We start from the raw sequence: 12,266 nt of genomic DNA on the forward strand, positions 1-12,266 counted from the left end.
CCACACACTTACCTACTCTCTCCCGCTCGCAGTAATCTTCTATCTGCCAATCTCCCACTACCCCCCGTCTTCAACATCCCCCGTCAAAAGTGCAAAAATACAACCTTTTCCGCGATTTCAGTGCTTTCAACTGAAATAAGTGCGAAAAGGCATCTATTTAGCTGAGATTCAGCGATTTCTCGCCGATTCATGCCAAAAGGTTGCACTTTCGCACTTATTTACCCACTTTTTACTTCTTATCCTCATAAAAGATGCTCTTTTGCACTTTTGGGCTCTTTGCTCTTACGCACTTCTCCAAACACATTAAAGCAACTTAATCAACTCTTCAAGCTCATCAACCAATACTTTTGCCTGTTCAAAATCAGTATTTTTTAAAGCTAATTCTATTTTCATTTCAACTGCTTTTTTATTTTGTTCAGCTTCTAAATAGTCTCTATTAAAATGACTTGCATAAATCATCTGTCTAAATTTCCGCATACTCATTTTTCTAATCGTCTTATCGTCAATGATTAACACATAATCCATACCATTGACAACCGAATAGAAATCATGAGAAATCATGAGAATCGCGCCTTTGTAGTCTTCAATGGCTTTATCCAGTGCTATTTGTGTGTAGGTGTCCAAATGGCTTGTCGGCTCATCCAGAAGCAATAGATTTGCTTTGCTGGCAGAAACTTTAGCCAATTGAAGCATATTCTTTTCGCCACCAGATAACGATGCTATCTTCTGATTAACGATTTCTCCTTCAAAGCCATAGTTCGAAACATACGATCTAATCTCATCATACGTTTTAAACCCCGCATCGATGAATTCTTCTAGTATTGTGTTAGAATCCTTTAGCATTTCGCCTTGAATCTGAGATAAATAGGCCACTTTAGCATCGGCATTTATTTCAATTGAATCCTGATTGTTTTTAAAAATATCGCGGAGCAGCGTCGTTTTCCCGGCACCATTTGGACCGATAATGGCCACTTTATCCCCAGACTTTATCTCAAAGTTAACATTGTCTAGAAGCAACTCATCAAAGGCAACACGATAATGATTGACATTGACAACAACGGCGTCCTCAATTTCATTTTCAATAGCGAAACTGATATTCGGCTGCTTAATTTCAACAAATGGCGCTTTAATTCTACGCGCTTCCAATCTTTCTTGAAATCTGACTCTAGCTTTTAATGCTCTCCCTCGAGATGCTTCTGAATTATACGTTGCGATAGCTCTAAGATTATCAATAATGTTATCGTATCTCTCAATTTCTTCTTGTTCAGCGACAGCGATTTCTTGCAACTCAATTTTTGTCTGAAGTAGGGAGAAATTATATTCAATGTAACGCCCGTCAAACTCTTGGATCTCCATGTTTTCGAGGTGTATGATTTTGTTGAAACAATGATTCAATAGATATCGGTTATGCGTAACGACGAGCAGCATTCCTTTGTGAGAATTAATCAGATTTTTAAGCGCATTTAAATTGTCAAAGTCTAAAAACACATCAGGTTCATCCATAATCATTACATCTGGACGACTAAGCATTTCCTTCATCACTTGAATAAGCTTGAATTCCCCGCCACTCAGGTCGGATACCCTAAGATCTTTGAGCTTCATGAGGTTGGCTAGATTTAACTTTTTATTAATGTTGCTTTCAAAATCAGCTCCACCAATTGAATCAAAAGTGTCTAGAGCCAATTGATACCTTTCTAATAACGCATCCATATCCGATGATGTTTCCATTTCCGTACAAATAGCTGTTATTTCATTTTGTAGCCCAATAAATTCTTCCCCTATATACTCAAACACGGTTGTTTCTTTCGTTTTGTCGAATTGCGGGAATTGACTTACATGCCGAATTTTGCAAGTAGGGTCTATTTCTAACTTGCCCTCGAACAAATATCTTTCTGGATCCATCAATATATCGATCAGTGTACTTTTCCCACTGCCACTTGTTCCTATAAAAGCACAATGTTGTGCCTCTTCAAGCGTAAATGAAATGTTATTATATAGTTCTTTTTGCGGAAATGAGAAGGACAAGTTTTCAACTTTTATCATCGTATTACCTTTCTTTATATCAAATTATTAAATGCTTGGAAGACCACGGATCTCAAGTTTACCGTAGTTAGAATAACACTTGTTACAACCAACTTCAATCTATTCACACGAATGTTGTTGTTTCATTATATGGAATTCTGTTCACTATGCTGGCCAAAAAACCTTCAACCCCACTTTCCGTGGTTTTGAAGGTTTTTCGTTTCGCTTATTGCCACTAATTTACGCTAACCATTGCTTCACTTTCGCTGAGAAGTTATTCAGCATTTCAACCGTGCCGAATTGGCCGCTGAAATCTTCAATACCCAGGTAACCATCATAGCCAACTGCTTTCAAATCATCAAGCACTTGCTTCCAATTCACGATACCCGCATCGATAGGTGCCCACTCGCTCTTCCAAAGCTTAATGCCATCTTGCTCTTCACCTGAAAGCGTCCATGCCGCGTTCTTCACATGCACATGTGCCAGGTAAGGTCCTAGCAATTCAAGACCCATACGGTGGTTCTCGAATCCTTCATGCACCATGTTGCCCGCATCATGAAGCACACCAATGTTCTCAGGTTTGAAACCAGATACGAGTCTATGGGCTAGTCCAGCGCTCGCAGTGATCGTATTGTGGTGCGTCTCTACTAAACCTTTCACGCCATACTGCTGGGAAAGCTCTTGAACATGGTGAAGGTAGTCCACAGCTTTTGCAAACAAATCATTGTAGTTTTTGCTTTTATCATAACCAGGTACGCCAACACGGATGAAGGGAACGCCAATTTTTTGAGCTGCTTTGAAAACATTCTCCGTTTCAGCTACATCACAGTTATTTAAATAAGGCGTAATGCTCAGGTTCACGAGGTTTTCGTTCAAAGCCGCTTGCTTAAAACGCTCAAGTTCTGCATCCGAAGCAGCCGGATCGATCGAGCACAAATTATTTCCCCAGAAGGAAGGCTTCTGTCCTACCGCGTCCGCAGGGATATCTTTAAACCGCCACTCAATGCCAGTAATACCAGCAGCGGCAGCAACCTTTGCAAGCTCTTCAGGCGCCAAATCAGGTGTAGCTACAGTAAATACGGATAATTTCATATATATGCCTCCTTAAGTATATAAGCAAGATCCCATTGCATGTTTATCTCTCCTATATTTTGCAGTATAATAAAAACGTATTCATTGCATTAATTGGGCAAAAGTTTGCTAATATTGACTAGGCTCTCAGAGGAGATCTTCACATGCAGGAAATGTACAAGAATCTCGATCAGCTGTTGACTTTTCGACATTCCGTAACCCATAATCCAATTCCGTTGGACTTCCACCAGCATCAGGACCACTATGAAATCTATTTCTTCCTTACTGGCGATGTTCACTATTTCATTGAAAAGCAAGTATATCCCTTGCAGTACGGAGATTTGCTGATCATGCATAGCAATGAGCTGCATCGGCCTAATTTCCAATCGAAGAAACAGCGCTATGAGAATGTTGTCATTCACTTCAATCCAGCGGTGCTAGAACATTTTAACTCTCAACAGTTCGACTTGTTGGACTGCTTCAATAATCGTGTTTTTGGTGAGCAGAATCGTATGAGGCTGACACCTCCGCAAATTGACGACATCATGAAACTCTTCGATCGCATGGAGATGCATCGCCGGCCTCAGGCTTTACCAGGTTCGGAGATTCTTTATTTTGCTACCTTTATTGAGCTGCTCGTATTCATTAATCGGATCTTCCAGAATCAAGGGAAACAAGAAGAACAAGTCATGATGCCAGACAAGCTATCCTCTCTCTTCGCCTACATCGATGAAAATCTAGATCAAGACCTGTCGCTCGAAGTACTCGAACAAGTCGTCTTCATGAACCGTTCCTACTTGTGCCGACTTTTCAAAAAGCATACAGGCAGCACCATTCACGAGCATATCTTGTTCAAGCGAATCGCCAGGGCCAAACATTTGCTGCGCGAGGGCTCAACTGTAACTGACACTTGCCAGCTAGCGGGCTTCAACGATTATTCGAACTTCATTCGGACTTTTAAAAAGGCCGTCGGCCTCCCCCCTCGTCAGTACCAATCACAGCAACGACGAGTGTAATAGGCAGCAACTGTTCTGGAAATTTCAAATCTATACTTAGGAGTGATCCTTGTGTCACACCATCAAATTACCTCACCGGAAGGATTGGCGCTAGTTGCCAGAATCCGCGAATATTGCACCAAACTGCCGGTGGTAGAAGAAAAGGTAGATGGCTTTGGTCACACTACTTTTCGTGTCAAAGACAAGCCCTTTATTTTCATTGGTGAGACCGATGGCCGTGTTTCAACCTCGTTCAAAACGAACCTAACAACGCAAGAGTTCCTCTTAAGTCAAGATGGCACGGCATATAAGAAGACACCCTATATCGGCCAGCATGGCTGGGTTAGCATTATGGACATTGAGCTAGTGCCATGGTCAGAGATTGAAGACCTGATCCTTGAAGGGTATGCACGGACAGCACCTAAGAAGATTGTCCAGCAGTTGAAAGAGACCATGGCCTGAGCATACACAGGTTGAAAAATTATATTAAATGGAAAATTTTAAAACTACAGTTAATTTCACCATTCTGGCCAAAGGGTGTCAATGGCTGAAAATAGCTGTAGAATTTCCAGTTATTTGATGTAACCAGCTAAATAAGCCTAAAATAACTGTAGGTTTTCCAGTTATCGCGGCGCGGTGCCTCATGCGGAGCTTGTTAGTGGAGTTGGCAGCAACGGCAGCGCATACATGGATGAGGTTTCTGCGGGGCCATCTGTCGGCGAGAATAGCTTATCCGCTCAGTTTGGCGCACGGTATGTTTACGATACTACTTGACGTAAATAAAAAGGTTGCCCAAGTCATCATTGATGACTTGGGCAACCTTTTGACTATGCAAAACATTATTTCAGGTTCTCTGGATTCAACACTAGAAGTTCAGGCAATACGAAGATTCCGTCCTTACGAATCAACACATCGTCAAACCAAATTTCGCCGCCGCCATACTCAGGACGTTGAATGTTCACCATATCCCAGTGAAGCGAAGATTTGTTGCCGTTGTAGGCATCATCATAGCAATTACCAGGTGTGAAGTGGAAACTGCCGTCGATTTTCTCATCGAACAGAATATCTTTCATCGGGTGTTGGATGTATGGATTCACACCAATTGCAAATTCACCAACATAGCGTGCGCCTTCATCCATATCAAAAACTTCATTAATGCGATCCGTGTCGTTCGCCGTCGCTTTAACGATTTTACCATTTTCGAAATGAAGCACCACGTTCTCGAAAATAAAGCCGTCATGTGGCGAAGGCGTATTATAGGAAATGACACCATTCACAGAATCCCTTACAGGGGCGGAGTACACTTCGCCATCTGGAATGTTCAGCTCACCGTCGCATTTCACGCCGCCAATACCTTTGATCGAGAACGTCAAATCGGTACCTGGGCCAACAAGACGTACTTTGTCCGTGCGATCCATAAGCTCTTTGAGCGGATCCATCGCTTTGGACATTTTGCCATAATCCATCGTACATACATTGAAATAGAAATCCTCGAACGCATCCGTGCTCATACTCGCAAGTTGAGCCATTGAGGACGTTGGGTAGCGAAGAACAACCCATCTTGTGTCCTTGATGCGAACATCGAAATGTACTTGTTGATAGTACACAGAATTGTAAAGCTTCATTCGATCAGCTGGAATATCCGACAACTCATAAATATTCGCGCCGCCGCGTACACCGATGTAACCGTTCATTTGTTTCATTTGGAAAGCATCGGCATCCGCCCATGTTTGCATTTGAGCTTCCGTACCGTTCATAACGAGCTCACGAATCACAGTATGGTCACGCAAGTTTACGAAGGGATGTGCGCCCGCGGCGTGCACTTTTTTGACGATCTCTTTGACAAGAGCAGAATCAATCCCATACGCTTCAATTAAAACATTTTCACCTGGCTGCGCCTTAACAGAATAATTGACCAATACATCAGCAAGCTTGGTTAATCTAGGATCCAGCATGTGTTATCTCTCCTCTTCATTGGCGGGTTCGATGGGGTCAAATCCTCTTTCATGTGTCTGAAAGCCGACCGTCGTCAAATAGAACCATTCCCCATTCTCCTCTTGTTCGGCATCTAGTTCATAAATAAGTGCGCGGAATTTACTTACCCATTCGGTGTATTTCGCTCTACTCATTTTGACTTCAACCTGCGTCATGATAATCGGCCACTGGGATCGGTCGGGCGATGGAATTTGAAACGCCTCTTCGGGGGCATTAATCGCTCTGTTTCTAGCATGTCCAAGTACACTTAATGTACGTTCTCGATAATAATTCTCTACCTCCGAAACATACGGGAGCAAGTTCTCACTAGGCACAAAACCACGTGCTACGGCACGATAAAATTTTTGCACAATGCCATTCTTAAGCTCTGTACGAACGACGCAAATCAAATTATGACGCTCAAGCTCATTCAAATGATAATGCACTTTGGCGCGCGCCATCCCTAATAGTTTAGCCAACTGCTGTCCCGTATAAGCTTTCTCTATGAGATATAGCAGTACTCTAGCGCGAAGTGGATCACTAATTGTTTTGAGTTGTTCGAGTTCTTCAATGATATAAACAGGCTGCAGTTTCATCATGGATCCGACCTCCCTCTCCAGTACCAAGTTCAACGAATGCACCTATGCTAGAACGAGTTTCATCTCGAAAAAGCCTTGTTACAAGCGCTTCCTGGTCATCTTATAATCTCTTAAAGAGATTAATTAAACGACGGTCAAATCTTTTTAACCGTATCATAATGCTAAACAGAATCTATGTCAATTGCGGTTTCTGTCCACCTAAGTCAGTACGAGACCTTAAGATACGGTGGCATTTCACCGCTTTAACGGATTACCGAAATTAAGCTTTCTACTATGGTAGCAAAAAGGGACGTTTCTGTCACCATAAAGGTAGAAACGTCACCAATAAAAATGAGATATTCTGTAATGCGCCATTCAAATAGCATTCAGTCATTTATGAACTGTACAAATCTAATAGTTTCAGTAGTATCTACGATGATGGGATCAGGTAGATGAGGGCTCACCACTACAAGAGAAGCAGCGCACGCAACGCGGCTGCAGCTTCCCGCGGTGAGCGCGCACTCGCGATGGCGCTCACCACTGCAACGCCGTCCGCCCCTGCGCGGATGACGGCGCCTGCATTGGTGGCATCGATCCCACCGATGCCTACTAAGGGCAGATGGATGCCGCCTGCGCGCATCCGCGCCAGTACGGCTGGCCCCTGGACCTCACGCGCATCGAGCTTCGTGCGCGTGGCGTACTGGGGGCCTACGCCTAAGTAGTCGGCGCCTTCGGCCAGCGCCGACTGGGCTTCGCCCAGATCGTGGGCCGACACGCCCACGATCATCTTCGGCAGCCGCTCGCGCACCGCGGCGGCTGGGGCATCCTCTTGGCCGATGTGGAGCCCATCGGCCTCAAGCTCTAGAGCCAACCGTTCATCATCGTTCACGATGAACGGGATCCCGCGCTGCGCGCAAAGGCGGCGCAGCCGCGCGCCTAGCGCGAGCAGCTCCGGCCCCTGCAGGGCGCCGGGGCCCTTCTCGCGCAGCTGAAACATCGTGATGCCGCCGTCGATGGCGGCTTCCAGCACTTCATACGGATCTCCCCCGCCACAATTGGGGCTGCCCATCACCAAATACAAACGCAGAGCTTTGCGCAGCTCTTCAGCACTCAACATGGCGCTCATCGTGCACCTCGGGTGGCTGTCTCTTGCAGTTCAGCGCCGCGAACACCCTGCTGATAAGCCCAATGATTCGTCGGTCCATGCCCGCTTCCGATATGTAAAGGCTCCGAAATCGCTGCATGGATGAAGCTCTTCGCCAACTGCAAAGACGCCTTCGTCGTAAGGCCCTGAGCCAACCCCGAAGTCACGGCTGCCGCAAATGTGCAGCCTGTTCCATGCGTATGCTGCGTATGCAGCCTTTTAGTTGTAAATTCAGTAAAAGAAACGCCATCAAACAGCAAATCCGTTGCCTGCTCGGTATTCGCTTCATGGCCGCCTTTGATCATCACATGCTTACAGCCGTAGGCATGAATTCGTATAGCTGCCTTTTGCCGTGAGTCTGCATCCGTAATCCGCATGCCGCTAAGCACTTCGGCTTCGGGAATATTTGGTGTTACCACATCTGCAAGTGGCAGCAACTGCTGAATCATCGCGTCAATTGCTTCCTGTTGTAAGAGTGAAGCCCCGCCTTTGGCGATCATCACCGGGTCCACAATAATCTGCTCCCATGCATACTTCTTAATCGCCGCCGCGACAATATGAATAATTTCCCCGCTGAAAAGCATCCCTGTTTTCAAAGCATCCGGTCGCAAATCTTCTCCAATAGACGCCAGTTGGCGTTCAATTGCTTCCCCGCTCATCGGATAGACCCCTTGCACACCCAACGTATTCTGTGCGGTCACAGCGGTAATTACGGACATGCCGTACACGCCGAGCTCCTGAAACGTCTTCAAATCCGCCTGAATGCCGGCACCACCACCGCTGTCTGATCCGGCAATCGTCAATGCTTTGCAAATCGCCACGGTACGCCCCCTTTCCGACTCAGCACTTACCCGCTTATGTACTTCTTAGTAGTAATCTAAGTTCAAATCAAATCAAATCAATCAAATCAATCAAATCAATCAAATCCAGGTCTACGTCTCCAAAGATGCATAAAGGCATCCTTTTCCAACCAAAACGCCTCAATTTCATAAATACGTGCAAATCTGCAACCTTTTCGCTACTTTCACAGCAAATTGGACCATTTGCCGCTAAATAACTGCCTTTTTGCAACTTTCAGGTCATATATAGTCCCTAATGGAGTGAAGTAGATGCCTTTTTGCATTTTTCAAACACATAAGTCACTGTTGGATGAGGGAAACACTGCGACTCCGAGTAACAATGAACCTTAAACTTCCAGTTCAACTGACTCATCTACTCAACCCCACACAACCCTACGCTCTGCTCAATCCATCCATCCATCGAAGAACTCGCAGACGCTTAGCATTCTCCAAATCCAACTGACTCCTCTACTCAACCCCACACGACCCTAAACTCTGCTAAATCCATCCATGGGAGAACTCGCGGACGCATATCGCTTCTTCGGAATACGCCCCGCCTCAAAGCCTGCGCGTCCCGCTTCAATCGCGAGTTTCATGGCGTAAGCCATTTTGACAGGATCCTTGGCACCTGATACGGCCGTGTTCAACAGCACGCCGTCCGCGCCCATTTCCATTGCCAATGATGCATCGGAGGGTGCACCAATTCCCGCATCCACGATAACAGGTACTGTTGCTTGCTCGATAATGAAGCTCAGGTTCAGCGGGTTAATAATCCCTTGCCCTGTACCAATCGGTGATGCACCAGGCATAATGGCATGTACGCCGAGTGCTTGCAAACGTTTAGCTAGCAAAACATCGTCCGATGTGTAAGGCAACACGATAAAGCCTTCTTCCAGCAGCATTTCCGAAGCTTTCAACGTTTCCACGGGATCGGGCAGCAGCGTCATTTCATCGCCGATCACCTCGACTTTGATCATGTCGCACAAACCAGAAGCTTTCGCTAAGCGTGCGATACGCACGGCTTCTTCGGCTGTCTTGGCACCAGCTGTATTCGGCAGCAATGTGAAGTTTGACGTGTCCAGCATCGAGAGGAAGTTCGGCTGACTCGCCTCAAAAATATTCATCCGACGAACCGCAAACGTCAAAATTTGCGATTCTGAGATATCCACCGCTTGTTTTTGAATCTGAAAATCTGGAAACTTCCCCGTACCTAGCAGCAAACGTGAACGAAATTCATATGGACCAATTTTTAACATGTCTTTATCCTCCTCCAACGAAATGAACGATCTCAATTTTGTGACCTTCCGCCAATTCAGCACCGGCGTGATCTTCTTTATGTAAAATGGCTGCGTTATGCTCTACCACGAGCATTTTGTCGCTTAGGTCGAAGTGGGCAAGCAGCTCCACAACGGTCCGAATCGTATCCGGTACGTCAACTGGCTGACCATTAATGTGCAGTTTCAATGCTTATCAATTCCTTTCCTGGGGCTGAAAATGGTTCCTGACCCTCGTAACTGTTACTCACCCGTACGGTTCTAGGGGACAGATCAGGGCTGAACGCATCCAGCCAAGGAGCTATAGATGCTGTCCCCTGCTCACCTGCGCCCTCTCCGCCCAGAATCCAATCCGCCATCACCTTCCCGGTGATCGGGCTCAACAGAATCCCGTTGCGGTAATGACCGCACGCTGTATATAAGCCCGCAACCGTCGGCACTTTGCCGATGTAAGGCAGCCCGTCGGCGGTCTGCGGGCGCAGCCCCGACCAAGCCTTCTCCCACTCGGCGTCGCCGAGCGCGTGCATCAACCCCCTCGCTCGCTCCATAAGCTCGGCTAAGCCCGAGAGCGACACCTTGCGGTCATAGCTGTGCGGCACGACCGTCGCGCCGACCACCAGCCGTCCGCCGGCTTTCGGAACGATATAGCATCCTGGCGAGAACAGGGTTTTCTTCAAGAGCGGCTTCGGCGTCCTCACGGAGAAGCACTCGCCTTTCACTGGATACATCGGCAGCTCGATGCCGATGCTCCCCAGCAGCTGACCGCTCCACGTGCCTGCGGCGACGACCACGTGGTCGCTGTAGAGCGGACCAGCGGCCGTCTGCACGCCGATGACGCGCTCCTGCGCGGTCAGCAGCCCTTGCACCCCGGCGAAGGGCTGCACCTTCGCCCCAAGCACCTGCGCGGCCTGCGCGAACGCCGCCGCCAGCAGCGGAGCATCGACCTGCCCATCGCTGGGCAGGTACAGGGCTCCGCGCGTCGCTGCGCTCAGCGCGGGCTCCAGGGCCGTGGCTTCAGCGGCGCTTAGCCACTGGGCCTGCTCGCCCGCGGCGCGCTGGAGCTTCTCCCGCGCGCGCAGCTCCGCTTCTTGAACGTCGCTGAGCGCGACGTTCAGCAGCCCTTCACGGACGAGGCCGATGTCGATGCCCGTGAGCTCTCGCAGTTCCCCGCTCAGCTCGGGGAACATAGATCTACTCAGGCGCGCCCACTGGAACAGGGCGCCCGTGTCTTCCATCTCGGACTGGGCGCCGAGCATGCCTGCTGCCGCAGCCGAGGCTTCTATGCCTAGCTGGCCGCGCTCTAGCAGCGTGACCGTTTGCCCTCTTTTGGCCAAGTAATAAGCAATGGATGTACCGATAACACCACCGCCAACGATGATGACAGGGGATCTTGTTGCTGACATTTCGCTCACCTCTATTTATTGAAGCTCTTCATGATAGGCTAGAACGGCTCCAAGCGGATCCGCTGCTTCCCATATTCCGCTCATCACTGCGATGCCAGATGCTCCTGCATCCAGAACCGATTGGACTCTCGCAGGTGTCATCCCGCCTATTGCAATGACAGGAATGTTCACCCCATTAACTACTTGGCTTAACTGCTCCAAACCTCTAGGCGGCACGCCTTGCTTCGAGTTTGTCGCATAGATATGACCGAACATGACATAATCGGCCCCTTCTTTTTCACGCCACCTCGCCTCATCTACCCCATGCACAGAAACTCCGATGCGCTGTATCCCCTGGCAAAACTCATCCTGAATAACCAAAGGTGGCGTCGTACCTGGCAGTTGAAGCCCTCCTGTTTGCAAAGCCAACGCGACCGAAGGAAACCCGTTAACGTACAAGCTACTCGCCGGAATCCCTTGCTCCACTACATACTGAATGCCGATGAACACTTCATCCAAGGATTTCGTTTTCTCTCGAATATGAATGGCTGTGACATACGGGTGAATCTGCGCCGCAATCTTTGCGATCTCAGACCATGTCATCTTCCCATTAGATATGACGTGCAGTTCTTTCTCAGACATTGAAGGGACTCCTCTCCACGATATCTCACTTCTCTTTAACCACGTGAACCATCTTGACTGTGCATATAAACACAAAAAAACCACTTTCCTCAGGAAAGTGGTTGTAGGCTGCCTCATCATAAATAGCAATAAATTCGGCTCCGTAGCTCGTTCCACTTTCCTCCGCTGGCATAAACCAGATCAGGTTCAAAGGGTTCAGTCTGCACTGTCTCAGCCTCTCGGCGCCCCTAGGGATTCATTCGTATGCGATTACTATTCATCATAGCATGACAGCCAACTCTTGGAAATAATAATTTTCCATATTCGCTTGCAGTCAACCTAGCCTTTCTCAGTTTAGTGAGAATA

The 12,266-nt window shown here is 47.5% G+C and carries 12 protein-coding genes and 1 riboswitch; of the genes, 2 read left to right on the forward strand and 10 right to left on the reverse strand.

Going from position 1 to position 12,266, the window contains the following annotated elements; translation table 11 throughout:
* Positions 1 to 303: 303 nt before the first annotated feature.
* Positions 304 to 2,043 carry an ABC-F family ATP-binding cassette domain-containing protein gene (locus A8708_RS09655; protein WP_068663268.1) on the reverse strand — a complete coding sequence of 580 codons (1,740 nt, stop codon included), beginning with the start codon at positions 2,041 to 2,043 and terminating at the stop codon, positions 304 to 306.
* Positions 2,044 to 2,262: 219 nt separating this feature from the next.
* Positions 2,263 to 3,114 (reverse strand): sugar phosphate isomerase/epimerase family protein, encoded by an 852-nt coding sequence (locus A8708_RS09660; protein ID WP_068663269.1) that lies wholly within the window; start codon positions 3,112 to 3,114, stop codon positions 2,263 to 2,265.
* Positions 3,115 to 3,257: 143 nt separating this feature from the next.
* Between A8708_RS09660 and A8708_RS09665 the strand changes: the two genes are divergently transcribed.
* Positions 3,258 to 4,109: an AraC family transcriptional regulator gene (locus A8708_RS09665; RefSeq protein ID WP_068663270.1), complete on the forward strand. Its 852-nt coding sequence runs from the start codon at positions 3,258 to 3,260 to the stop codon at positions 4,107 to 4,109.
* Positions 4,110 to 4,160: 51 nt separating this feature from the next.
* The gene (locus A8708_RS09670; protein ID WP_068663271.1) at positions 4,161 to 4,550 is read left to right on the forward strand and encodes an MmcQ/YjbR family DNA-binding protein; all 390 of its coding nucleotides are present in this window, start codon (positions 4,161 to 4,163) and stop codon (positions 4,548 to 4,550) included.
* Between the two features lie 377 nt (positions 4,551 to 4,927).
* Here A8708_RS09670 and A8708_RS09675 read toward each other — a convergent pair whose 3' ends face one another.
* From A8708_RS09675 to A8708_RS09710, 8 genes are all read right to left on the reverse strand, one after another.
* On the reverse strand, positions 4,928 to 6,043 hold the full coding sequence (locus A8708_RS09675; RefSeq protein ID WP_068663272.1) for an aminopeptidase: 1,116 nt from the start codon (positions 6,041 to 6,043) through the stop codon (positions 4,928 to 4,930).
* Positions 6,044 to 6,046: 3 nt separating this feature from the next.
* Positions 6,047 to 6,661, reverse strand: a complete 615-nt coding sequence (locus A8708_RS09680; protein ID WP_068663273.1) for an ArsR/SmtB family transcription factor — start codon at positions 6,659 to 6,661, stop codon at positions 6,047 to 6,049.
* A gap of 445 nt (positions 6,662 to 7,106) precedes the next feature.
* The gene (gene thiE, locus A8708_RS09685) at positions 7,107 to 7,766 is read right to left on the reverse strand and encodes a thiamine phosphate synthase (protein ID WP_068663274.1); all 660 of its coding nucleotides are present in this window, start codon (positions 7,764 to 7,766) and stop codon (positions 7,107 to 7,109) included.
* Positions 7,763 to 8,605 carry a bifunctional hydroxymethylpyrimidine kinase/phosphomethylpyrimidine kinase gene (thiD, locus tag A8708_RS09690; RefSeq protein WP_068663275.1) on the reverse strand — a complete coding sequence of 281 codons (843 nt, stop codon included), beginning with the start codon at positions 8,603 to 8,605 and terminating at the stop codon, positions 7,763 to 7,765. The genes thiE and thiD overlap by 4 nt, the downstream gene beginning before the upstream one ends.
* Before the next feature lie 506 nt (positions 8,606 to 9,111).
* Positions 9,112 to 9,879 carry a thiazole synthase gene (locus A8708_RS09695; protein WP_068663276.1) on the reverse strand — a complete coding sequence of 256 codons (768 nt, stop codon included), beginning with the start codon at positions 9,877 to 9,879 and terminating at the stop codon, positions 9,112 to 9,114.
* Between the two features lie 4 nt (positions 9,880 to 9,883).
* On the reverse strand, positions 9,884 to 10,087 hold the full coding sequence (gene thiS, locus A8708_RS09700; RefSeq protein WP_068663277.1) for a sulfur carrier protein ThiS: 204 nt from the start codon (positions 10,085 to 10,087) through the stop codon (positions 9,884 to 9,886).
* A complete protein-coding gene (gene thiO, locus A8708_RS09705; RefSeq protein ID WP_068663278.1) occupies positions 10,071 to 11,300 on the reverse strand; it encodes a glycine oxidase ThiO in 1,230 nt (409 codons plus the stop codon). The genes thiS and thiO overlap by 17 nt, the downstream gene beginning before the upstream one ends.
* A 15-nt stretch (positions 11,301 to 11,315) precedes the next feature.
* Complete coding sequence (locus tag A8708_RS09710; protein WP_068663279.1) at positions 11,316 to 11,921, reverse strand: thiamine phosphate synthase; 606 nt, start codon at positions 11,919 to 11,921, stop codon at positions 11,316 to 11,318.
* A 140-nt stretch (positions 11,922 to 12,061) separates the two neighbouring features.
* Positions 12,062 to 12,160: riboswitch (TPP riboswitch) on the reverse strand.
* Positions 12,161 to 12,266 lie beyond the last annotated feature (106 nt).

This window comes from Paenibacillus oryzisoli (genome assembly GCF_001653565.1).
In the GTDB taxonomy this organism is placed as follows: domain Bacteria; phylum Bacillota; class Bacilli; order Paenibacillales; family NBRC-103111; genus Paenibacillus_E; species Paenibacillus_E oryzisoli.

Coding starts and splice junctions, on each gene's coding strand:
- A8708_RS09675 (WP_068663272.1), bottom strand. CDS start 6,043: ATGCTGGATCCTAGATTAACCAAGCTTGCTGATGTATTGGTCAATTAT.
- A8708_RS09660 (WP_068663269.1), bottom strand. CDS start 3,114: ATGAAATTATCCGTATTTACTGTAGCTACACCTGATTTGGCGCCTGAA.
- A8708_RS09680 (WP_068663273.1), bottom strand. CDS start 6,661: ATGATGAAACTGCAGCCTGTTTATATCATTGAAGAACTCGAACAACTC.
- thiO (WP_068663278.1), bottom strand. CDS start 11,300: ATGTCAGCAACAAGATCCCCTGTCATCATCGTTGGCGGTGGTGTTATC.
- A8708_RS09695 (WP_068663276.1), bottom strand. CDS start 9,879: ATGTTAAAAATTGGTCCATATGAATTTCGTTCACGTTTGCTGCTAGGT.
- thiE (WP_068663274.1), bottom strand. CDS start 7,766: ATGAGCGCCATGTTGAGTGCTGAAGAGCTGCGCAAAGCTCTGCGTTTG.
- A8708_RS09655 (WP_068663268.1), bottom strand. CDS start 2,043: ATGATAAAAGTTGAAAACTTGTCCTTCTCATTTCCGCAAAAAGAACTA.
- A8708_RS09665 (WP_068663270.1), top strand. CDS start 3,258: ATGCAGGAAATGTACAAGAATCTCGATCAGCTGTTGACTTTTCGACAT.
- A8708_RS09710 (WP_068663279.1), bottom strand. CDS start 11,921: ATGTCTGAGAAAGAACTGCACGTCATATCTAATGGGAAGATGACATGG.